The sequence below is a fragment of the Streptomyces sp. NPDC001843 genome (assembly GCF_042891955.1).
Classification (GTDB): Bacteria; Actinomycetota; Actinomycetes; order Streptomycetales; family Streptomycetaceae; genus Streptomyces.
The window spans coordinates 72,500-92,171 of record NZ_JBIATQ010000002.1 but is presented as its reverse complement, the minus strand read 5'-3'; the positions used below and the strand labels follow the sequence as shown (position 1 = coordinate 92,171).

24 protein-coding genes are annotated in these 19,672 nt (G+C 71.8%); 12 read left to right on the top strand and 12 right to left on the bottom strand.

Annotated features, from left to right (window positions below; all coding sequences use genetic code 11):
• Positions 1-198: 198 nt before the first annotated feature.
• A complete protein-coding gene (locus ACFYZQ_RS05945) occupies positions 199-1,035 on the top strand; it encodes a phytanoyl-CoA dioxygenase family protein (RefSeq protein WP_389142103.1) in 837 nt (278 codons plus the stop codon).
• 3 nt (positions 1,036-1,038) lie between these two features.
• Here the strand turns inward: ACFYZQ_RS05945 and ACFYZQ_RS05940 are convergent, their stop codons facing one another.
• The gene (locus ACFYZQ_RS05940) at positions 1,039-2,007 is read right to left on the bottom strand and encodes an aldo/keto reductase (RefSeq protein ID WP_389142101.1); all 969 of its coding nucleotides are present in this window, start codon (positions 2,005-2,007) and stop codon (positions 1,039-1,041) included.
• Positions 2,008-2,119: 112 nt separating this feature from the next.
• Between ACFYZQ_RS05940 and ACFYZQ_RS05935 the strand changes: the two genes are divergently transcribed.
• The gene (locus ACFYZQ_RS05935; protein ID WP_389142099.1) at positions 2,120-2,986 is read left to right on the top strand and encodes an endo alpha-1,4 polygalactosaminidase; all 867 of its coding nucleotides are present in this window, start codon (positions 2,120-2,122) and stop codon (positions 2,984-2,986) included.
• 156 nt (positions 2,987-3,142) lie between these two features.
• Entirely contained in the window at positions 3,143-4,000 is an 858-nt protein-coding gene (locus ACFYZQ_RS05930) for a hypothetical protein (protein ID WP_389142097.1), read from the top strand.
• Positions 4,001-4,026: 26 nt separating this feature from the next.
• On the opposite strand, the gene ACFYZQ_RS05925 is transcribed toward ACFYZQ_RS05930, so the two are convergent.
• The 3 genes from ACFYZQ_RS05925 to ACFYZQ_RS05915 are packed head-to-tail and all read right to left on the bottom strand — an operon-like array spanning position 4,027 to position 6,028.
• On the bottom strand, positions 4,027-4,560 hold the full coding sequence (locus ACFYZQ_RS05925) for a flavoprotein (protein ID WP_389142095.1): 534 nt from the start codon (positions 4,558-4,560) through the stop codon (positions 4,027-4,029).
• 34 nt (positions 4,561-4,594) lie between these two features.
• The gene (locus tag ACFYZQ_RS05920) at positions 4,595-4,795 is read right to left on the bottom strand and encodes a ferredoxin (protein ID WP_388793772.1); all 201 of its coding nucleotides are present in this window, start codon (positions 4,793-4,795) and stop codon (positions 4,595-4,597) included.
• A gap of 12 nt (positions 4,796-4,807) precedes the next feature.
• Positions 4,808-6,028: a cytochrome P450 gene (locus ACFYZQ_RS05915; protein WP_389142093.1), complete on the bottom strand. Its 1,221-nt coding sequence runs from the start codon at positions 6,026-6,028 to the stop codon at positions 4,808-4,810.
• Between the two features lie 288 nt (positions 6,029-6,316).
• Between ACFYZQ_RS05915 and ACFYZQ_RS05910 the strand changes: the two genes are divergently transcribed.
• Both ACFYZQ_RS05910 and ACFYZQ_RS05905 read left to right on the top strand, forming a co-directional pair.
• Entirely contained in the window at positions 6,317-6,949 is a 633-nt protein-coding gene (locus tag ACFYZQ_RS05910; RefSeq protein WP_389142091.1) for a LysE family transporter, read from the top strand.
• A gap of 145 nt (positions 6,950-7,094) precedes the next feature.
• Entirely contained in the window at positions 7,095-7,544 is a 450-nt protein-coding gene (locus ACFYZQ_RS05905; RefSeq protein ID WP_389142089.1) for a nitroreductase family deazaflavin-dependent oxidoreductase, read from the top strand.
• A 68-nt stretch (positions 7,545-7,612) separates the two neighbouring features.
• Here the strand turns inward: ACFYZQ_RS05905 and ACFYZQ_RS05900 are convergent, their stop codons facing one another.
• Positions 7,613-8,710, bottom strand: a complete 1,098-nt coding sequence (locus tag ACFYZQ_RS05900; RefSeq protein ID WP_389142087.1) for a cation diffusion facilitator family transporter — start codon at positions 8,708-8,710, stop codon at positions 7,613-7,615.
• A 65-nt stretch (positions 8,711-8,775) separates the two neighbouring features.
• On the opposite strand from ACFYZQ_RS05900, the gene ACFYZQ_RS05895 reads away from it, so the two are divergent.
• Both ACFYZQ_RS05895 and ACFYZQ_RS05890 read left to right on the top strand, forming a co-directional pair.
• Positions 8,776-9,789: a glutathione S-transferase family protein gene (locus tag ACFYZQ_RS05895; protein ID WP_389142085.1), complete on the top strand. Its 1,014-nt coding sequence runs from the start codon at positions 8,776-8,778 to the stop codon at positions 9,787-9,789.
• A 34-nt stretch (positions 9,790-9,823) separates the two neighbouring features.
• The gene (locus tag ACFYZQ_RS05890; RefSeq protein WP_389142083.1) at positions 9,824-10,123 is read left to right on the top strand and encodes a DUF4235 domain-containing protein; all 300 of its coding nucleotides are present in this window, start codon (positions 9,824-9,826) and stop codon (positions 10,121-10,123) included.
• A gap of 29 nt (positions 10,124-10,152) precedes the next feature.
• Here ACFYZQ_RS05890 and ACFYZQ_RS05885 read toward each other — a convergent pair whose 3' ends face one another.
• Positions 10,153-10,545 (bottom strand): VOC family protein, encoded by a 393-nt coding sequence (locus tag ACFYZQ_RS05885; protein ID WP_389142081.1) that lies wholly within the window; start codon positions 10,543-10,545, stop codon positions 10,153-10,155.
• Between the two features lie 59 nt (positions 10,546-10,604).
• On the bottom strand, positions 10,605-11,069 hold the full coding sequence (locus tag ACFYZQ_RS05880) for a pyridoxamine 5'-phosphate oxidase family protein (RefSeq protein WP_389142079.1): 465 nt from the start codon (positions 11,067-11,069) through the stop codon (positions 10,605-10,607).
• 134 nt (positions 11,070-11,203) lie between these two features.
• On the opposite strand from ACFYZQ_RS05880, the gene ACFYZQ_RS05875 reads away from it, so the two are divergent.
• The gene (locus ACFYZQ_RS05875) at positions 11,204-11,566 is read left to right on the top strand and encodes a DUF1304 domain-containing protein (protein ID WP_389142077.1); all 363 of its coding nucleotides are present in this window, start codon (positions 11,204-11,206) and stop codon (positions 11,564-11,566) included.
• Complete coding sequence (locus ACFYZQ_RS05870) at positions 11,563-12,126, top strand: TetR/AcrR family transcriptional regulator (protein WP_389142075.1); 564 nt, start codon at positions 11,563-11,565, stop codon at positions 12,124-12,126. Before ACFYZQ_RS05875 ends, ACFYZQ_RS05870 begins: the two co-directional genes overlap by 4 nt.
• 4 nt (positions 12,127-12,130) lie before the next feature.
• Here ACFYZQ_RS05870 and ACFYZQ_RS05865 read toward each other — a convergent pair whose 3' ends face one another.
• Both ACFYZQ_RS05865 and ACFYZQ_RS05860 read right to left on the bottom strand, forming a co-directional pair.
• Positions 12,131-12,937, bottom strand: a complete 807-nt coding sequence (locus ACFYZQ_RS05865) for a hypothetical protein (protein ID WP_389142073.1) — start codon at positions 12,935-12,937, stop codon at positions 12,131-12,133.
• Positions 12,938-13,001: 64 nt separating this feature from the next.
• Positions 13,002-13,949, bottom strand: coding sequence for a GlxA family transcriptional regulator (locus tag ACFYZQ_RS05860; RefSeq protein ID WP_389142071.1), 948 nt, complete (start codon positions 13,947-13,949; stop codon positions 13,002-13,004).
• Between the two features lie 71 nt (positions 13,950-14,020).
• On the opposite strand from ACFYZQ_RS05860, the gene ACFYZQ_RS05855 reads away from it, so the two are divergent.
• Positions 14,021-14,971, top strand: coding sequence for an NADP-dependent oxidoreductase (locus tag ACFYZQ_RS05855; protein ID WP_389142069.1), 951 nt, complete (start codon positions 14,021-14,023; stop codon positions 14,969-14,971).
• A gap of 1 nt (position 14,972) precedes the next feature.
• Here the strand turns inward: ACFYZQ_RS05855 and ACFYZQ_RS05850 are convergent, their stop codons facing one another.
• Positions 14,973-16,079 (bottom strand): NAD(P)-dependent alcohol dehydrogenase, encoded by a 1,107-nt coding sequence (locus ACFYZQ_RS05850; RefSeq protein WP_389142067.1) that lies wholly within the window; start codon positions 16,077-16,079, stop codon positions 14,973-14,975.
• Positions 16,080-16,115: 36 nt separating this feature from the next.
• Entirely contained in the window at positions 16,116-17,573 is a 1,458-nt protein-coding gene (locus ACFYZQ_RS05845) for an aldehyde dehydrogenase family protein (protein WP_389142065.1), read from the bottom strand.
• Between the two features lie 104 nt (positions 17,574-17,677).
• Here ACFYZQ_RS05845 and ACFYZQ_RS05840 point away from each other — a divergent pair, with 104 nt between their 5' ends.
• Together ACFYZQ_RS05840 and ACFYZQ_RS05835 are read left to right on the top strand one after the other, a co-directional pair.
• Positions 17,678-18,106 (top strand): MarR family winged helix-turn-helix transcriptional regulator, encoded by a 429-nt coding sequence (locus ACFYZQ_RS05840; RefSeq protein WP_389142063.1) that lies wholly within the window; start codon positions 17,678-17,680, stop codon positions 18,104-18,106.
• A 155-nt stretch (positions 18,107-18,261) separates the two neighbouring features.
• A complete protein-coding gene (locus ACFYZQ_RS05835) occupies positions 18,262-18,642 on the top strand; it encodes an anti-sigma factor antagonist (protein ID WP_389142061.1) in 381 nt (126 codons plus the stop codon).
• 24 nt (positions 18,643-18,666) lie between these two features.
• On the opposite strand, the gene ACFYZQ_RS05830 is transcribed toward ACFYZQ_RS05835, so the two are convergent.
• Positions 18,667-19,620, bottom strand: a complete 954-nt coding sequence (locus ACFYZQ_RS05830; RefSeq protein WP_389142059.1) for a ribose-phosphate diphosphokinase — start codon at positions 19,618-19,620, stop codon at positions 18,667-18,669.
• Between the last annotated feature and the right edge of the window lie 52 nt (positions 19,621-19,672).

Here is a 19,672-nt window from a genome sequence, read left to right as displayed (position 1 = left end):
GGAATTGTCCGCCCGTGGACAGGGCACACCTTTGCACAGGCCAGCGGGCCGGAACAAGGGATCCCCCGGTTTTGCGTTCCGCTTGTCCGCACGGGCATTTTGACGAATTGTCAACAGCCCGGTTTTAGTGGTTCTCCCCCGTCCCGGCACGGTAATCGCCCGTTACGCGCCCGGCGGGGGCTGCGTAGCGTTGAGGTCATGACAGCCACGGAGAGCAGCGCCGCCATCGCGTCCGAGTCCCTGCGGCAGCGGGTCGGGGAGTTCGAGCAGGCCGGGTTCACGGTGGTACGCGGACTGTTCGGACACGACGAGACCGACCGGCTGTGCGCGGAGTTCGCGGCACTGCGCGCGGCGGGTCCGGTGCCCGGGCACTTCGAGCCCCGCACCCCCGCACCGGGCGACGGCGCGGCCGACCCGCTGGACGCGTACCCGAGGGTCATGCATCCGCACGAGATCAGCGGCCCGGCCCGGGAGTTCCTGCTCGACGCCCGGCTGCGCACGGTCCTCGAGGCGTTGCTCGGGGAGGAGGTGCTGGCCGCGCAGAGCATGTTCTACTTCAAGCCCCCGGGCGGCCGGGGGCAGGCCCTGCACCAGGACAACTTCTACCTCCGGGTGGAGCCGGGGACCTGTGTGGCCGCATGGGTGGCCTGCGATGTGATCGACCGGGACAACGGCGGGCTGGAGGTCGTCCCCGGCACGCACCGGATGGACCTGTTCTGCCCCGAGGAGGCGGACGCCCGGCTGTCGTTCGCGCGGGAGTACGTGCCGCCGCCGCCCGGTCTGAGCGCGGTGGCCGTCGACATGGCGCCCGGTGACGTGCTGTTCTTCAACGGCAGTCTGGTGCACGGTTCCTCGCCCAACCGCAGCGCGGACCGGTTCCGCCGCTCCTTCATCGGGCACTACGTCGGCCGCTCGGCCGAGCGGATCGGCGGCTACTACCGGACGCTGTCCATGGCGGGCGACCGGGTCCCGCTGCCCCTCAGCGAGGGAGCCGGTCCGTGCGGTACCGAGTTCGCACCGCACGGACCCCACTGACCGTCAGTGCCCGCTAATGGCGTGCGGGGTGTAGGGCGCCTCGAGCTCCTCGATCTCCTTGTCGCTCAGGGAGAGTTCGACGGCGGCCACCGCGTCCTCGATGTGCCGCGGCCTGGCGGCGCCGACGACCGGTGCGGCCACCGTGTCCTGGTGCAGCAGCCAGGCCAGGGCCACCTGGGCGCGCGGCACGCCCCTCTCGCCCGCGATGCGGGTGACGGCCTCGACGATCGTACGGTCGCTCTCCGGATACAGCCTGCTGCCGAAGTCGTCATTGGCGCTGCGCTCGGTCACGGCGCCCCAGTCGCGGGTGAGACGGCCGCGGGCGAGCGGACTCCAGGGCAGTACGCCCACGCCCTGGTCGGCGCAGAGCGGCAGCATCTCCCGCTCCTCCTCCCGGTAGAGGAGGTTGTAGTGGTTCTGCATGGACACGAACTTCGTCCACCCGTGCCGCTCGGCCGTGTACTGCGCCTTGGAGAACTCCCACGCGTACATCGAACTGGCCCCGATGTACCGGACCTTGCCCGCCCTGACCAGGTCGTGCAGCGCCTCCATCGTCTCCTCGACGGGGGTGTGACGGTCGTAGCGGTGGATCTGGTAGAGGTCGACGTAGTCCGTGCCGAGGCGGCGCAGGCTGTGGTCGATCTCCGTCATGATCGCCTTGCGGGACAGCCCGGCGCCGTTGGGTCCGGGCCGCGTCCGGCCGTGCACCTTGGTGGCGAGGACGATCTCGTCCCGGTCGGCGAACTCGCGCAGCACCCGGCCGACGATCTCCTCGCTGGTGCCGTCGGAGTAGACGTTGGCCGTGTCGAAGAAATTGATGCCCGCCTCCAGCGCCTGCCGGATCAGCGGGCGCGCCGCCTCCTCGTCGAGGGTCCACTCGTGGACGCCGCGGTCGGGCAGGCCGTAGGTCATGCAGCCCAGACAGATCCGCGAGACGTCCAGGCCCGTCGAACCGAGCTTCACGTACTGCATCGTTGCCGCTCCTGCCTTCGGGTGGGTTGCCGGAAGTCGAGCGTACGTCGTCCCAGGTCACCTGCCGGGCCCGACTTGACGGCCGCCGCAGGCGGGGGATTTGATCACACACGTGCCGTCACCAGCCACCCAGGATGTCTCCCGCGTCGGACGTCTCGGAACGGCCGCCGGCGCCGTCGTACTCGCCGTCGGCGCGGCCCTCGGGGTCGCGGGATGCGGTTCTTCCGGTGGCAAGCCGGGGCCGCCCGCGGCCGGCACGGCGAAAGGGGCGGTCCGCCTCCCGCCGCGCGCCGCCGGCTTCGACTATCAGATCGGCGGCCCCTACCGCCCGCCCGCGGGTGTCCGGATCGTCAGCCGCGACCGTTCGGCCTCCCCGGCACCCGGTCTGTACAACGTCTGCTACGTCAACGCCTTCCAGGCCCAGCCCGGCGAGCGCGCCTCCTGGCCGGCCGACCTACTGCTGCGCGACGCGCACGGCAAGGTGGTCGTCGACAGGGACTGGAACGAGCCGCTGCTGGACATCCGGACGCCCGCCAAACGCCGGCGCGTGGCCGAGCGGGTCGACCACTGGATCGACCGTTGCGCGGCCAAGGGCTTCGACGCCGTCGAGCCGGACAACTACGACAGCTACACCCGCTCCCGGCACCTGCTGACCGCGGACGACGCGACCGCCTTCATCACCCTGCTGGCCCGGCACGCCCACGCCCGGCACCTGGCCATCGGCCAGAAGAACACCGTGGAGCTGGCCGGGGAGCGGAAACGGACCGGGCTGGACTTCGCGGTGGCGGAGGAGTGCGCCGAGTTCGACGAGTGCGGGACGTACGCGAAGGCCTTCGACGACCGGGTCCTCGTCGTCGAGTACTCCGACGCCGGCCTGCGCAAGGCGGTGGCGGGCTTCGGCGGACGGCTGAGCATCGTGCGCCGGGACGTGCTGGTCTCCACGCCGGGCAGTGACGGGTACGTGCGCAGGACGCGGTGAGACCGCGGCCGCAGGAGCCACGGGGACGGACCGGCGCGCGGTTGCTGCCCGCAGGTGACCGGTCGGCGTGGGAACGGCCGGGCGGTCGCCGGGGTGCCGCATCCTCGGCGGAGGCGACCGGCGTACGGCCGGTCACGGCCGTACGGAGGAACCGCCGTGCCGACACGTCCGAGCACGCCCAGGATTCTGGCCGGGGCGGCGCTGCTGCCCCTCGTCCTCGTCTCGCCCGCCTGGGGGCGACCGGCTCCGCCACGGGCGGTCGTGCCCGAGCCGCCGGCCACGCTGTGCGCGACCGCCGGGGTCCTGCGCGGCGAGCACGGCCAGCGGGCCACCGTCAGCCTGTGCGCGGACGACGGCACCCCCACGATGTCCGTCTCCGCCCCGGCCACGTGCGGGCGGGCGGGAACACGGGTGCGCTACGCCTGCCAGACCTCGGGCCGGTGGACGGCCCGGCACGGCGAGCGGACGGCCCTGTCCGGGACGCTGCCCGGGGCGGCCCAGTACCCCGGCCCGGGGACGTACGACATCTCGGCCACCGTACGCGTACGGTCGGCGCCCGCCGCGGTCGATCTGCGGGGCACCGTGCAGGCCAGGCTCACCCTCACCGCGCCGCCGCCCGAGCGGACGCACCGCATCCAGGTGGACCGGGAGGCGGTGCGGGCAGGTGCCGTGACGACGCTGACGTACACGGTCCACCGTGACAGTGCGCGTGGTGACGGCAGTGCGCGGTTGGGGCTGATCGGCGAGGAGGGCAGCGGAGTGCGGTTGTCCACCGCCGACGGGCGCTGCGTCAACCCGCTGGTCGGCCGCTATCCGTCGAAGACCCGGCTGGCCCACTCCCTGGACTGCGCGCTCACCGACCTCCAGCCGGGCCGTCCCGCCAAGGTGGTCGTCCGGGTGACGGTCGGCGGCACCTGCTCCACGGTGGTGTCCAAACTGGGCTACTGGATGCCGCAGGGCCAGGCCCTGTACACCGGCGGCACGCTGGCCGGGCCGACGGTCGGCTGCCGCTGACCAGGGCCTGCCCGGCTGATCAGGCCCTAAGGTCCCTCCAGCAGGTCCAGCGCGCGCTCCCAGGCGAAGTCCGGACGTCCGCCGTCCCGCGGCGGCTCACCGGAGTACGGGTCGCCGAACCGGACGCCCATCCCGCGCAGGCGTATCAGGCTCTCCTGGTAGGCGGGATGGGCGGCCAGTGCGTCGGCCACGCAGGGCAGCACGGCGATCGGGACGCCGAGACCGGCGGCCTCGCACAGGGTGCCGAGCGCGAGGGTGTCGGCGATGCCGGCCGCCCACTTGTTGACGGTGTTGAACGTGGCGGGGGCGACCACGACCGCGTCGGGCGGCGGGAAGGGGCGCGGGTCGCCGGGGCTGCGCCAGGCCGACCGGATGGGACGGCCGGTCTGCGCCTCGACGGCGGCGGTGTCGAAGAAACCGCCCGTCGCGACCGGCGTCGCGAGGACGCCGACCTCCCAGTCCCGCTCCTGGGCGGCGGTGATCAGTTTGCTGACGTCCGCCGCGATCCCGGCCGCGCAGACGACGACGTAGAGGAAGGGTTTCCCGGCCTGTTCGGTCATCCGGGCACCCTACTGGTGAAGGCGCCAGCCCAGGTCAGCCGGCCGGTTCGGTCACCTTGATCGCGCCGACCGGGCAGGCCCGGGCCGCTTCCCGCACCATCGGGTCGCCGCCCCCGTCCTCCCGGCCGGGGATCAGGGCGCTGTAGCCGTCGTCGTCCTGGGTGAAGACGCCCGGGGCGGCCAGGGCGCACTGGCCGGCGCCGATGCAGGCGTCCTTGTCGATGTCGATGTGCATGGCAGGAGCCTCCTACCAGGTCACGGGGAGTTCCAGCATCCCCTGGATCGTGTCGCCCGGTTTGAACGGGATCTCCTCCGGTCGGGCGGCGAGTCGCAGTCCGGGCAGCCGGGCGAAGAGGGTTCCCAGGGCGATCTCCAGCTCCGCGCGGGCCAGGTTCTGGCCCAGGCACTGGTGGATACCGAAGCCGAAGCCGACGTGGTGACGGGCCGGACGGTGCCAGTCCAGGGTGTCGGGCTCGGCGTAGACGGACTCGTCGCGGTTGATGACGGAGGTCGCGAAGACCACGCCGTCACCGGCCCGGATGACGGTCCCCTCCACCTCGATGTCCTCCAGGGCGGTCCGCAGCAGCCCGTCGGCGATCGACAGCAGCCGCAGCAGTTCCTCGACGGCGGCGGGCAGCAGCGCGGGATCGGCACGGAGTTCGGCCAGCCGCTGAGGGTGCCTGAGGAGCGTGTAGGTGCCGAGCGAGATCATGTTCGCGGTGGTCTCATGGCCGGCGATCAGCAGGATGACGGCCAGGGACACGACGTCCGCGCGGTCCAGCGTGCCGTCGCGCATCTGGTGGTGGACGAGGTCGTCGAGGATGCCCTCACCGGGTCCCGGCTGTTTCGCCTTGTCGTCGGTCAACTCGCCCAGATACGCCTCCAGCCGGTTCCGGGCGTCCACGGTGTCGGAGGGCGCCGGACCGCGCAGCAGACGGCGGGACTGTTCCTCGAAGAACTCGTGGTCGGCGTACGGGACGCCCAACAGGGAGCAGATCACCATGGACGGCACCGGCAGCGCGAACGCGCCGACCAGTTCGGCGGGCGGTCCCTGGCCGATCATGGCGTCCAGCCGCTCGTCGACGATCCGCTGGATGGCGGGCCGCAGTTCGGCGGCGCGCCGGAGGGTGAAGTCCGGGACCACCATCCGCCGCTGGGCGCGGTGTTCGGGGTCGTCGATGCCCAGCAGGGCGACCCTGCGGTCGCGGACGGCCGCGATGCGGGGGGTGGTCGCCGGGAAGCCGGGGCGGTTGCGGTCGGAGGACAGTCGCGGGTCGGACAGCAGCGCGCGAGCGGTGGCGTGGCCGGTGACCAGCCAGGCCGGGCGGCCGTCGAAGAGGGTGACGCGGGCCAGGGGGCGGTGCGTGCGCAGCGGGTCGTAGGCGGTCGGTGGCTGGTAGGGGCAGGTGCGGTCCTGGGGGAAGGCGACGGGCTCGGGGTGAGCCATCGGTGCGGTCGTTTCCGTCATGGCGGACCTCGCAGACGAAGGGTGCGTGCCGATCTTCATTAGATGCCCGGGGCATCTATGAGGCGACGGCAAGTTCGGCCAGATCGGTGATCCGCGCCTTCTGGCCGAACACCATGCCCGCGGCCGTCGTGATCGGGCCGTTATTCGGTTGCGGTGCCGACTCGCGGGCCGCAGGATCGCCCGCATGTTCACCACTGACACCATCCTGCCGCCGATGCCCGCCGCCGTCCTTCCGGTGCGCGTCCAGCAGCAGCCCGGCGGCCCCCGGAGGCCCGATCCCGCGCGCCCGTGACGGCCGCGCTGGTCGCGGGCCTGATCGCGGGGTACGGCGTCGCCGTACCCGTCGGCGCGGTCGCGACCTACCTGGTGTCCCTCACCGCTCGTACGTCCCTGCGGACCGGCGCCTCGGCCGCTCTCGGCGTGGCGAGCGCGGACGGTCTCTACGCGCTCCTCGCCACGGTGGGCGGCTCCGCCCTCGCGGCGACGCTGCGGCCGCTGCTCGGGCCGCTGCGCTGGGCCTCGGCCGTGGTCCTGGCGGCACTGGCGGTGCTGGGCGCCGTGGCCGCCGTACGGCAGTACCACGCGCGCCGGCTCACCACCCGGTCCCAGCAGCCGCCGCCCGGTCCCGGCCGCGCCTATCTGGGTCTGCTCGGCGTCACCCTCCTCAACCCCACCACGGTGCTCTACTTCGCCGCCCTGGTGCTCGGCACCCGCGCCGGGGACGCCGCCCGCCCGCTGGAACAGGGCGTCTTCGTCCTCGCCGTCTTCGCCGCCTCCGCCAGCTGGCAGCTGCTGATCGCCGGCGGCGGCGCCCTCCTCGGCCGCGCCCTCACGGGGCACCGGGGGCGGCTGGTGACGGCGCTGCTGTCGAGCGGTGTGACCATGGCGCTGGCGGTACGGGCCGCGGTGGCACCCGGGTGACACCCGCCTGGCTCGATCGGGCGCCGGGCGGGGACGGCAGTGTTCCGGATCCGGCCGGGCGCGCCGTGGTACGGATGATTCGAGCACCGGCCGACGTTGGCACACGGTGCAAGTGATCGGCAGGACCGTCGAAGGGACGAACGTCATGCCTCTCGAGGGCGAGTACGAGCCCAGCCCGACCCAGTGGGTGCGCGAGCAGGTCGAGTTGTACGAGAGCTCCGGCGGCACCAAGGGGACGACACTGATGGACACGGGGCTGCCCGTGATCCTGTTGACGACCCGGGGCGCCAGGAGCGGCAAGATCCGCAAGACCCCGCTGATGCGGGTGGAGCACGAAGGGCGGTACGCGGTGGTCGCCTCGCTGGGCGGCGCGCCGAAGCATCCGGTGTGGTACTTCAACATCAAGGCCGACCCGCACGTGGAGCTGCAGGACGGCCCGGTGAAGCAGGACATGACGGCCCGTGAGGTCACCGGCGAGGAGAAGGCCGCGTGGTGGGAGCGTGCCGTGGCCGCGTACCCGCCGTACGCCGACTACCAGGAGAAGACCTCCCGGGAGATCCCGGTCTTCGTCCTGGAGCCGGCCGGCGGCGCGTGATCCGCGCCGTGCTTTAGAAAAATCTGTTTCCGGGAGGCATGGACCGTCTCCCCCCGGGCACCAGAGGGTCAGGCCCCGCCGCGTTCCCCCGTCGCGGCGGGGCTTTCCCGTGCCTCGCCCGCCGGCCGGTCGGTCACGTCGAGGAAGATCTGGTCGGCTTCGGGGACGGCCTCGGTGAGCGACCGTTTGATGCGCATGGCGACCTCCTCGACCCGCTCGCTGTCGAGGCCGGGCACCAGGTCGATCCGGGCGGCCACGAGCGTGGAGTCGAGGCCCATCTTCATGGTGAACAGCGCCTCGACGCTGTCGATCTCCGGCTGTTCCTCCAGCAGTGTCCGGATCCGGCCGCTCAGCTCCGGGTCGGCGGCCTCCCCGATGAGCTGGTCGCGGGCGTCGCGGCCCAGCCGGTAGGCGACGTAGACGAGCAGTACGCCGATCGCCAGCGAGGCGGACGCCTCCCAGACGACCTGACCGGTGGCCATGTGCAGCGCCATGCCGACGATGGCGAGGGTCACGCCGAGCACCGCCGTGCCGTCCTCGGCGACCACGGTGCGCAGGGCGGGGTCCCGCAGGCTGCCGCCCTGTCGGCGCACCTGGTGCAGCGCCCGGAACAGGGACGCGCCCTCGGCGAGCAGCGCGACACCCAGCACGATCAGGCCCGCCACGTAGCCGCTGAACTTCTCCTCGGCGCCGCTGTGGAGTGCCTCGGCGCCCTGGAAGAAGGAGAAGCAGCCGCCCATGACGAAGATGCCGACGGCGGCCAGCAGGGACCAGAAGAACCGCTCCTTGCCGTAGCCGAACGGGTGCCGTGCGTCGGCGGGGCGACGGCTGCGGCGCAGCGCCGCCAGCAGGAAGACCTCGTTCAGGCTGTCGGCGACCGAGTGCGCCGCCTCGGACATCAGGGCGGGCGAACCCGCCAGCAGACCTCCGGCGGCCTTGGCGGCCGCGATCACCAGGTTGGCGGCGAGCGCCACCCAGACGGTGATCCGTGTCTTCCGGTCGGCCTGGTGGTCGCCGGCCCCGGTCCTGGGCACCTCCGGCCCGGTGTTCCGCCCGGGGGACCTGCCGCCGTCCCGGGCCATGGTCGTCTGTTTCCGCTGTCGCGTCGTCTCTTGCGAAGATGTCCCGCTCACCACCGCCGGTTGCCCCCGGCCTGGACGGCTCACACCGTGCCGACGGCGGAAATCGGGGAACGCGTTCCCCAGGACGCCCCCTGCGGCAAGGAGGAAACATGGGTGGCGACGGCAACCGCTCGTACGGCCACAAGACGTTCACCCGGTCCAAGAGCCACTTCGCGGACCGGATCACGGCGGACGGCCGGGACGGCTGGCCGGTGGAGGCGGGCCGCTACCGTCTGGTCGTCAGCCGCGCCTGTCCGTGGGCGAGCCGGGCGGTGATCTCCCGCCGGCTGCTGGGGCTGGAGGACGCGCTGTCCATGGCGATCGCGGATCCGGTGCAGGACGACCGCAGCTGGCGCTTCACCCTGGATCCCGACGGGCGCGATCCCGTGCTCGGCATCGGCTTCCTGGCCGAGGCGTACGACCGGCGGGAGACCGGGTACCCGGGCGGGGTGAGTGTCCCGGCGGTCGTGGACGTGCCGAGCGGGCGCCTGGTCACCAACGACTACCAGCAGCTCACCCTGGACCTGGCCACCGAGTGGACGGCGCTGCACCGCCCGGGTGCGCCGGATCTGTATCCGGCCGCCCGGCGCGACGAGATCGACGAGGTGATGACGGGCGTCTACGAGGACGTCAACAACGGTGTGTACCGCGCGGGATTCGCCACCCACCAGCAGGAGTACGAGGCGGCGTGCGCCGCGGTCTTCCGGCGGCTGGAGCGGCTGACGGAGCGCTTGGCCCGGCAGCGCTACCTGGTCGGCGACACCCTCACGGAGGCGGACATCCGGCTGTTCACCACACTGGTCCGTTTCGATGCCGTCTATCACGGTCACTTCAAGTGCAACCGGTGGAAGCTTGCGGAGAACCCGGTGCTGTGGGCGTACGCCCGTGACCTGTTCCAGACGCCCGGCTTCGGTGACACGGTCGACTTCGACCACATCAAGCGGCACTACTACCAGGTGCACAGCGGCATCAACCCGACCGGGATCGTGCCGCTCGGGCCGGATCTCGCCGGCTGGCTCGCCCCGCACCACCGGGAGGAGCTCGGCGGCCGGCCGTTCGGCGACGGGACGCCGCCGGGGCCGGTCCGTCCGGGCGAGGAGGTACCGGCCGCGGGGCGGCCCTGAAAAACGTACAGATCGCGACGAAGGAGTTTCACACGTGGCCAAGAAGAAGAAGAAGCTGCCCCTCGCCTACCAGCCCGTCGGCTTCGTACTGAGCTGGGCGAGCGGGGCGCTGGCCGGTATGGCGTTCCGCAAGGCGTGGAAGGCGATCCGGCACGAGGACGACGCGCCCGACGCGCTGGACCCCGACCGCGGCTGGGGCGAGATCCTGCTGGCCGCGGCGGTCCAGGGCGCCATCTTCGCGGTGGTGCGCAGCGCCGTGGACCGCACCGGGGCCAAGGCCATCGAGCGCTCTACGGGGGTGTGGCCGGCGTCCGAGAAGGGAGGCCGGGACTGACCGTTCGACGGCTGAGCCGGTGCCTCCCCTCAGCCCTGCTTGGGTGCGGTGGGAGGCACCAGGCGCACCGTGAAGGAGTGCCCGGCCGGGTCGGCGTAGCCGCGTTCCTCGTACGGTCCGGCCGGGGCCTTGGTGTCGAGGGGCCGGCCGCCGAGCCCGATCACCTTGCGCTCGGCCTCGTCCAGGTCCTCCACCAGGAAGTCCAGATGTACCTGGAGGGAGTTCTCGGGGCGCGGCCAGCTCGGCGGGGTCGCGTTCATGTCCCGGCGGAACGCCAGCCGGAATCCGTCGGCCGCCCGGATCTCGACGAGGTTCGCGGACGCGGCCGTCTCCTCCCCCTGCAGCAACTCCTTGTAGAACTCGGCGAGTTTCTCGGGCTCGGCGCAGTCGAGCACCACAACGCCCGCTTTCACAAGTGCCATTGCTTCCTCCGTTGGGGATGAGAGAGACCCTTCCCTGCGGATATCCCGGCCCCGCGGATTCAGTCGGCCACCAGCCACTTCCCGTCACGCATCAGGTCACGCCCGTCCAGTTCGTTCGCTTCGCGCCAGGCCTGCACCCGCTGCGGGCGGATCCGGAAGTACCGATAGCGGGTCTTGAGGCCGCGCGGGTCGAAACCGGTTCTGGCGGGGAACAGTTCGGCTTCCTCCTCGGGCAGGTCGGCGAGTTCCACGGGGGTGACGGTGCCGTCGACCATGACGACGTCCCGGGTCGGCCCGATGCCCAGGCGCGCTGTACCGGTCGTCGCCAGGTTGCGGCCGGTGGGACTCGCGGCCGGGGTGGCGACGAGGAGGGTCTCCCCGTCCCACACGAAGGACAGCGGCACGAGGTACGGCGCTCCCCCGTCGGCGTCGGCGGAGGCGACCCAGAGGTCGACGTCGCGCTCGAGCCTTCGCAGGGTGTCCTGCTTGCGCTGCTCGGCGTTGCGGGCGGGCTGCTCGGTCATGGAGCGAAGTCCTCCTCGTAGTCGTGTCACACGTCTGACGATCAGGCGGGGTCCGGCGTGACGAACCTGCTCGATTTCCTGGACAACCGTCCCGCTATCCTGGACACCTGTCCAAGAAAGAGGGAGTCCTGGTCGTGGAAATCGTGGCGAACACACTGGTCGGCCTGGTGGCGGCCCTGCACGCGTACATCCTGGTGCTGGAGATGTTCCTGTGGCAGAAGAAGCCGGGGCGGGGTCTGCACGGCTTCGACCGGGAGATGGCACGCGCGACCGCGCCGATGGCCGCGAACCAGGGGCTGTACAACGGCTTCCTCGCGGCGGGCCTGGTGTGGGGGCTGGTGGCCGCCGATCCGACGGGGTGGCGTGCGCAGGTGTTCTTCCTGTGCTGCGTCGTGGTCGCGGGCGTGTTCGGGGCGGCCACGGCCAACCGCCGCATCCTGTTCGCGCAGGCGCTGCCCGGTGCGCTCGCCCTGGCGGCCGTGCTGGCCGCCCGGTGACCCGGCCCGCGCCCGAGGACCCACGGGCCGCCCGTACCCGGGCGCGGCTGCGCGCCGCCCTGCTCCAGGAGTGCGCGGAGCGCGCGTTGACCGAGGTCGGCGTGGCGGCGCTGGTGCGCCGGGCCGGGGTGGGCCGGGCCACGTTCTACGTGCACTACGACGGGCTGGAGGCACTGGCCGTCGACGCCTGCGCGGACGTGGTACGGGAGGCGGTGGAGGCGCTGCACGCCTGGCGCGGCCGGCCCGACCCGGTGCACGCCCCGCCCGCGCTGCTCGAGTTCTTCGCGGGCCTCGCCCCGCACGCCTCCCTCTACCGTGCCCTGCTCACCCCGGGCGGTGGCGGGCCGCTCGGGCAGGTCCTGCACCGCGACCTCAGGGCCCGCAGCCTGGCCGAGCGTGAACGGGCGGGCGCCGCCGACGCCCCGCTGGTCGCCTCGGCCGTGGCCGCGACCTTCGCCGGCGTCCTGGCCGACTGGCTGCACGGACTCCTCGACGCGAGCTCCGAGGAAGTCGCCCACCAGGTCTGGCAGTTGCTGGTGGCCCTGCACCGCAGCCGGTGACGTCTCACTTGCAGGCCAGGCCCTGTTTCGCCCGCGGCCAGGCCTCGACACCGTCGGGTGTGCGGACGTACGCCTTCGACTTGTCGTCCGTCAGCCACAACTGCCAGTCGCGGTAGCGGTATCCGGTGTCGTGGGCGTCGGCGGGCATCGGCACGTCCCTGTCGTACGCAGCGGACAGCTGGGTGCCGGCCTCGAACAGTCCGTCGGGGTCCCGTATGTACACCGGGTCACCGTTCCCCCGGCCGAGTTCCAGGAAGTGCGCGCTCTGCCAGTCGCAGTGTTCCGCGCCGGCGGAGCTGTTGACCTCGGTGACCGGTACCCGCCTGCCGGTCCGGTCCGTCCAGATCTCGAACCCCCAGGATTCGGATACATCGGCCGGGAGTTCGGCGGGGTCGCAGGAGGCGCTGGTCTCCGGTCCCCAACCCGGCCGGTTCTTCCGGTCCTTGGCGACCACGACGGCCACCTTCGTCCTGCCGCCGACGTCGTAGGAGTACAGGACGCGGTCGCCCTCCGCACGCTCGACGCGGTAGCCGGAGCGCGGGACTTCGGGCACGTAGATGTCGAAATACGCCTTCAAGCCCTCCTCGGGTGTGTCACCGCCGTCACCCTTGCTCCATCCGTCGCCCCTGTCGGCGTCGAAGACCTTCCCGTCGCACTCCAGCGCGCTGCGGGCGTTCATCGGGCCGCGGTACGGCGACGCCGGAGATGTGCCCTTGAGCACGAGGTCCTCCCCGCCCCCGTCACCGCATCCCGTCGCCGTCACGGCCGCCATGGTCGTCAGCAACGCCATCGCCACGAGATCTCTGCGCATTCCCCATCCCCGTTCCCCGGCCCAACCGCTTCCGCTCCTGCGACGCCAGGGGGAGCGGAAACGTTCAGCGTGCCGCCTGGAAGGTCCGCCGGTAGGCCTGCGGGGACACTCCGATCGCCGCGTGCAGGTGCTGGCGCAGGGACGCGCCGGTGGCGAAGCCGACCTCGCCGGCGATCTGGTCCACGGACAGGTCGCTGGACTCCAGCAGGTGCCGGGCACGGGCGACACGCTGCTGGATCAGCCAGCGGCCGGGGCTCAGGCCCACCTCGTCACCGAAGCGGCGGGCGAAGGTGCGCAGGCTCATCCGGGCGTGGCCGGCCAGGTCGGTCAGGGTGAGGGGTTCACCGAGGCGCTCCAGGGCCCAGGCGCGGGTGGCGGCGGTGCTCGCGGCGGGGTACTCGGGCACCGGCTGCATGATGTACTGCGCCTGGCCACCGTCCCGGAACGGCGGGACCACGCAGCAGCGGGCCACGAAGTTCGCCAGGGCGCTGCCGTGGTCCTCGCGCACGAGGTGCAGGCAGATGTCGACGCCGGAGGCCGCGCCGGCCGAGGTGAGAAACCGGCCGTCCTCGACGAAGAGCACGTCCGGGTCGAGGGTGACGCGTGGAAAGGCACGCCTGAAGCGATCGGCGACGGCCCAGTGCGTGGTGGCGCGGCGCCCGTCGAGCACTCCGGCCGAGGCGAGGACGAACGCACCCGTGCAGATGGAGACCACCCGGGCGTGCTCCGGGATCCGCGCGAGCGCCGCGGCGACCTCGTCCGGCAGTTCGTCGGGGATGCGGTCGGTCGGGAAGGACGTGATCACCACGGTGTCCGCGGACTCCAGCACGTCGGGGCCGTGCTCGACGGTGATCGAGAAGTCCGCGCTGGTGCGCACCGGATTCCCGTCGACCGTGCAGGTCAGCACCTCGTACCGGCCGTCGGCCGCGCCGAGGATCCGGCTGGGGATGCCGAGTTCGAAGGGGTAGACGCCGTCGAGGGCCAGGACCACGACCCGTTCCACACGCTGCATGGCACGATCGTATCGAAGGTTGGCAATCATGCCATTTTCCTGAAGGGCGGCCCACGGCAGGCTGGTCCACCATGAGCGATGCGAACACCATGCGTGCGATCAGTCAGGACGTCCTCGGCGGGCCCGAGGTCCTCAGGGAAGTGGAGCTGGAGCGGCCCGCGCCCAGGCCGAACGAGGTGCTGGTGCGGGTGCGCGCCGCCGGGGTGAACCCGACCGACTGGAAGCACCGCGCCCTCGGTGTTTTCCTGGGCGAGCCGCCCTTCGTGCTGGGCTGGGACGTCTCCGGGGTGGTGGAGGCGGTCGGCATCGGTGTCGCCGCCTTCGCGCCCGGCGACGAGGTCTTCGGCATGCTGCCCTACCCCTTCGGCCACGGATCGCACGCCGAGTACGTCACCGGTCCGGCCCGCGCCTTCGCGCACAAGCCGGCCTCCGTTGACCATACCCAGGCGGGCGCGCTGCCGCTGGTCTCCCTCACCGCCTGGCAGGCGCTGGTCGAGACGGCGGACGTGCGGCCCGGTCAGCGGGTGCTGATCCACGCGGCGGCCGGCGGTGTCGGCCATGTGGCCGTGCAGATCGCCAAGGCGCGCGGCGCGTACGTGATCGGTACCGCCAGCGCGGGCAAGCACGACTTCCTGCGCGGGATCGGTGTGGACGAGGCGGTCGACTACCGGGAGACGGACTTCACCGAGGCCGTGAAGGACGTCGACGTGGTGCTGGACACGATAGGCGGGGACTACTCCCTGCGTTCGCTGCGCGTGCTGCGTCCGGGCGGGCTCGTGGTGTCGATCCTTCCGGTCGGCTCCGGTGACTTCTACGAGGAGGCCGAGCGGCTCGGTGTGCGGGCGGTGCGGATGCTGGTCGACGCCTCGCGCAGCGGCATGAAGGAGATCGCCCGGCTGGTGGAGGAGGGCAGCCTGCGCGCCACCGTCGCCGGGACCTTCCCGCTGGCCGATGCCGCTGAGGCGCATGCGCTCGGCGACACCGGCCGGACCACCGGGAAGCTCGTCCTGCTGGTGGACTGAGTCAGAACGTCAGTACGGGCTTGATGGCCTTGCCCGCCTTCATGTCCTGCACCGCCTGCTCGATGTCCGCGAACGGGTAGGTGCTGATCAGGCGGTGCAGCGGGAGCCGGCCGTCCCGTACCAGCTGGACCAGGGCGGGGATGAAGGTCTGGGTCTCGCTGTCGCCGAGGGTCAGGCCGACGACCTGCTTGCCGCCGAGCATCCCGTTGACGTCCAGGGCGACCTCGGTGCCGAACGGCGGGGCGCCGACGATGACCAGGGTGCCGCGGGCGCCGAGCGCGTCGACGCCCTGGCGCAGCACTCCGGCGTTTCCGGTGGTCTCCACGATCCCGTCGGCGCCCTGGCCGCCGGTGATGTCGGCGAGCGCCGCGACCAGGTCCTCCTCCCCCGCGTCCACGGTGTGGGTGGCGCCGAGTTCGAGGGCCAGCTGGAGCCGTTCGCCGACCCGGTCGACGGCGATGATCGTGGTGGCCGGGGTGAGGGCTGCGGCCATCACGGCGGACAGGCCGACGGCGCCGGCGCCGAGCACCACGACGGTGCCGCCCGTCCGCGGCTTCAGCACGTTCCACACGGCGCCCACTCCGGTCTGCACCCCGCAGCCCAGCGGGGCGAGGGACGCCAGCGGCAGGTCCTGGTCGACCTTCACCAGGCTGCGCCGGTCCACCAGGGCCCGCTCGGCGAACGACGACTGGCCGAAGAAGTGGCCGCCGAGCGGCTCACCGTCCCGGCTGACGGTGCTGCTGCCGTCGGCCCGGCGGCCTCCGATGAGGTTCAGCGGCAGCCAGGTCGCGCAGTACGCGGGGTGCCCGCCGTGGCAGTTGCGGCACTCGCCGCAGGAGGTGAAGGACAGGATGACGTGGTCACCGGGCGCGACACCGGTGACGGCGGAGCCGACGGCCTCGACGACGCCCGCTCCCTCGTGGCCCAGCACTCCGGGCAGGGGGAAGGGCAGTCCGCCGCTCGCCACGCCCAGGTCCGTGTGGCACAGGCCGGCCGCCACCATGCGGACCACCGCCTCATGCGGTCCCGGCTCGTCGAGTACGACGTCGGAGAGGGTGAAGGGCGCTCCCCCGGACTCGACCACGGCGGCGCGTGTGGTGATGGACATCGCGTGCACTCCTTTCGGTTCGGTGGTGGGGGGCGTTCAGTCCAGCGAGACGACGACGGACTTGACCTTGGTGTAGGCGGCGAGGGCCTCGGGGCCGTACTCACGGCCGAAGCCGGAGTCCTTGACGCCGCCGAAGGGCACCGCGGGGTCGAGCATCGCCCAGTCGTTGATCCAGACGATGCCCGCCTGGAGGCGGTCGGCGATGCGGTGGGCGCGGGCCAGGTGGGAGGTCTGCACGCCCGCCGCCAGCCCGTACGGGGTGGAGTTGGCGAGGGCGACGGCCTCGTCCTCGGAGTCGAAGGGCTGCACGGTCAGGACCGGGCCGAAGATCTCCTCCTGGACGACGCGGGAGTCGTTGGGCAGGTCCGCGATGACCGTCGGCTTGTAGTAGTAGCCGCCGTTCAGGTCGAGCCGCTCGCCGCCGCACACGATGCGGCCGCCCTCCTTGCGGGCCAGGGCGACGTACTCCTCGACCTTGTTCAGGTGCTTCTCCCCCGCCATGGGGCCGACGACGGTGGCCGGGTCGCGCGGGTCACCGACCGGCACGCCGGGCACGGCCTCGGCGAGGATGCCGAGCAGGGTGCCGTACACCTCGCGTGCGACCAGCAGCCGGGGCCCGCCCATGCAGAACTGCCCCGTGTTGAAGACGAAGCCCTTGATGACCGCGCCGACCGCCTTCTCCAGATCGGCGTCCTCGAAGACGACGTGGGCGGCGTTGCCGCCGAGTTCCATGGTGACCGGCTTGAGGGCCTCACCGGCGGCGCCTGCCACATGCCGGCCGACCGCGCTGGAGCCGGTGAAGGCGACCTTGTCGACGCCCGGGTTGCGCAGCAGGGCCTCTCCGGCCACCGGTCCGGTGCCGGTGACGACGTTGACCACGCCGTCGGGCACCCCGGCCTTCCGCAGCAGGCCGGCCATGTACAGGGCGCTGAGCGGGGTCTCGTCGGCGGGCTTGTGGACGACCGTGTTGCCGGCCGCGAGGGCGGGGCCGATCTTCGAGCCGGCGAGGATCAGCGGGAAGTTGAACGGGGTGATGGCGGCGACCACACCGAGGGGTTCGCGCCGGGTGTAGGCGAGGGCGTTGAGGGGGGTGTCGCGGGTGGCGCCGTCCAGGGAGTAGGCGAGGGCGGCGAAGTACTCGTAGTCGTTCGCGGCGTTCGCGATGTCGACCGCGCCGCACAGCGTGATCGGTTTGCCGACGTCGAGACTCTCCAGGGCAGCGAGTTCGTCGGCGTTCTCGCGGATGAGTTCTGCGACCCGGTGCAGGATCCGGCCGCGTTCCCGGCCGCTCAGTCCGGACCACTCGCCACCGTCGAAGGCGGCTCGGGCGGCGCGGACGGCTGCGTCGACGTCGGTGGCGCCCGCCTCCGCGACGGTGGTGACCACCTGCCCGGTGGACGGGTCGATCACGTCCGTACGGGCACCGTCGGCGGCCTCCCGCCACTGACCGCCGATGAACAGCTGCCCGGGACCGGTGTCGATGGTGGTCGTCATGCCTACTCCCCAGCGTAGATCGCTAAGACTTCAACCAACAGGATTCCTGTTGGTGCGCAGTCTCATTACAGACAGGTTTCCTGTCAATGGTCTAGGGTTCGCGCATGGTCGGTACACGCATACGCCCATCATTGCTCTACATGGTCAAGCAGGTGGAGCTGGTGGTACGCGCACGTCTGGACGAGCTGGTCAAGCCCGCGGGGATCACCGCCCTGCAGTACACGGCCCTCACCGTGCTCGAACGGCACGACGGACTGTCGGCGGCGCAGCTGGCACGGGACTCGTTCGTCACCGCCCAGTCGATGGCCGACCTCGTCCGATCGCTGGAGGGCCGCGGGCTCGTGCGGCGGGAGCGCAATCCGCGCAACCGGCGCGAACTGCTGATCCTGCTCACCGACGCCGGGCGCGAACTGCTCGCCGGCTTCGCGGACCCGGTGCGGGAGCTGGAGGAGCGGATGGTCTCCGGTCTCACCGCGGGCCAGGAGGAAGAGTTCCGCCAGGCGCTCGCCAAGGCCTGGCAGGCATTGTCGTAAACCCTGACACGTCGTCACCTGTCACGCACACCACAGGAAGACACGCGCCAAAGTCGAAGACATATGTCAATCGAACATGCTCAAATTCCTTCTATCGAGGGTAACTTGCAGGGCGAGGAGCGGATGGCCCGGCACGGGTGGGAGGTGACGCCGGCATGCACCAGGAACCCGCACCACTCACCCGGCACCTGCGCATCCACCAGGACCGCGGGCACACGGTCCTGGAGTTCCGCGGTGAGATCGACATCATGGCGGCCACGGAGATCACTCCGTACCTGGACCGGGTGACGGACCGGACCGGCGCGCGGATCGTGATCGACCTCGGGCAGATCGACTTCTTCGACTGCTCGGGTCTGCGTCTGCTGTACCGGGCCCGCAGCCGGGTGCTGGAGCGCGGCGGGCGGCTGCACCTCGTGTGCGCCCACCCGCTGACCCTGCGCGTGCTGCGGGTGACGGGGCTGGCGCGGCTGCTGCCGCCGCGGCCGACCCTGGAGGAGGCGCTTCGGCAGTCCGAGGCGACGTCCGGCACGTTGTGACGGCCTTCGCCGGCCGAACGGCGGTCACTCGCCGCGCGACTCATCGAACAGGGCACTGACGGACTCGCCATTGTGGATGCGCCGAACCGCCTCCGCCAGCGCCGGGGCGATGGACAGCACGCGCAGCTTCTCGGTGCGCTCGTCCACCGGGACGGGCACGGTGTTGGTGCACACGATCTCCAGCACGTCCGGCTGCTCGCTCAGCCGTTTCAGCGCACCCGCCGCGAAGAGTCCGTGCGTGCACGCCACCCGGATCGAACGCGGCCGCAACTCCCGCAGCCGGTCCAGGAGTTCCAGCACAGTGCTGCCCTTGGCGATCTCGTCGTCCAGCACGATCACGTCCCGCCCGGCCACCTCACCGATGACCGAGCTGATGCTCACCCGGTCGTCGGCGAACCGCTGTTTGGCACCGGCGGCCACCTGCGCGCCGATCAGCCGGGCGAACGCGGCGGCCTCCTTGGCGTTGCCGAGGTCGGGTGAGACGACGGTGGTCCGCGTGAGGTCGTACCGCCGGAAGTGCGCGGCGAGTTCGCGCAGGGCGTGCAGGTGGTCCACCGGGACCGAGAAGAAGCCGTGGACCTGGGGTGCGTGCAGCGTCATGGCGAGGACCCGGCTCGCGCCCGCCGCCACCATCAGGTCCGCGACCAGCCGGCCGCCGAGCGAGATACGCGGGGCGTCCTTCTTGTCGGAGCGGGCGTAGGAGTAGTGCGGCATGACGACGGTTATCCGTCCCGCGGACGCGCCCCGGGCCGCGTCGCTCATCAGCAGCAGTTCGACCAGGTGCTCCTGCACCGGTCTGACCAGCGGCTGGATGAGGAAGACGTCGCGTTCCCGGCAGTTGGCCTGGAGCTGCACCTCCAGACAGTCGTTGGCGAACCGGCTGACACGGGTCGGGCTGAGCGGCACGCCGAGGTGGGCGCAGACCTCCTTCGCCAGTTCCGGGTGGGCACTGCCACTGAAGACGGCGATGTCTCGCACGATCCGCTCCTCGCGTGATCATTACGGGTCGCGGCTCATGCTACTGCCCCTC

Excerpts from the sequence above, each read along its gene's own strand:
- ACFYZQ_RS05840 (WP_389142063.1), top strand. The coding sequence starts at position 17,678 with ATGGTCGGTACACGCATACGCCCATCATTGCTCTACATGGTCAAGCAG.
- ACFYZQ_RS05945 (WP_389142103.1), top strand. The coding sequence starts at position 199 with ATGACAGCCACGGAGAGCAGCGCCGCCATCGCGTCCGAGTCCCTGCGG.
- ACFYZQ_RS05925 (WP_389142095.1), bottom strand. The coding sequence starts at position 4,560 with ATGACCGAACAGGCCGGGAAACCCTTCCTCTACGTCGTCGTCTGCGCG.
- ACFYZQ_RS05920 (WP_388793772.1), bottom strand. The coding sequence starts at position 4,795 with ATGCACATCGACATCGACAAGGACGCCTGCATCGGCGCCGGCCAGTGC.
- ACFYZQ_RS05865 (WP_389142073.1), bottom strand. The coding sequence starts at position 12,937 with ATGCGCAGAGATCTCGTGGCGATGGCGTTGCTGACGACCATGGCGGCC.
- ACFYZQ_RS05915 (WP_389142093.1), bottom strand. The coding sequence starts at position 6,028 with ATGACGGAAACGACCGCACCGATGGCTCACCCCGAGCCCGTCGCCTTC.
- ACFYZQ_RS05880 (WP_389142079.1), bottom strand. The coding sequence starts at position 11,069 with ATGACCGAGCAGCCCGCCCGCAACGCCGAGCAGCGCAAGCAGGACACC.
- ACFYZQ_RS05845 (WP_389142065.1), bottom strand. The coding sequence starts at position 17,573 with ATGACGACCACCATCGACACCGGTCCCGGGCAGCTGTTCATCGGCGGT.
- ACFYZQ_RS05895 (WP_389142085.1), top strand. The coding sequence starts at position 8,776 with ATGGGTGGCGACGGCAACCGCTCGTACGGCCACAAGACGTTCACCCGG.
- ACFYZQ_RS05905 (WP_389142089.1), top strand. The coding sequence starts at position 7,095 with ATGCCTCTCGAGGGCGAGTACGAGCCCAGCCCGACCCAGTGGGTGCGC.
- ACFYZQ_RS05850 (WP_389142067.1), bottom strand. The coding sequence starts at position 16,079 with ATGTCCATCACCACACGCGCCGCCGTGGTCGAGTCCGGGGGAGCGCCC.
- ACFYZQ_RS05855 (WP_389142069.1), top strand. The coding sequence starts at position 14,021 with ATGAGCGATGCGAACACCATGCGTGCGATCAGTCAGGACGTCCTCGGC.
- ACFYZQ_RS05835 (WP_389142061.1), top strand. The coding sequence starts at position 18,262 with ATGCACCAGGAACCCGCACCACTCACCCGGCACCTGCGCATCCACCAG.
- ACFYZQ_RS05940 (WP_389142101.1), bottom strand. The coding sequence starts at position 2,007 with ATGCAGTACGTGAAGCTCGGTTCGACGGGCCTGGACGTCTCGCGGATC.
- ACFYZQ_RS05860 (WP_389142071.1), bottom strand. The coding sequence starts at position 13,949 with ATGCAGCGTGTGGAACGGGTCGTGGTCCTGGCCCTCGACGGCGTCTAC.
- ACFYZQ_RS05885 (WP_389142081.1), bottom strand. The coding sequence starts at position 10,545 with ATGGCACTTGTGAAAGCGGGCGTTGTGGTGCTCGACTGCGCCGAGCCC.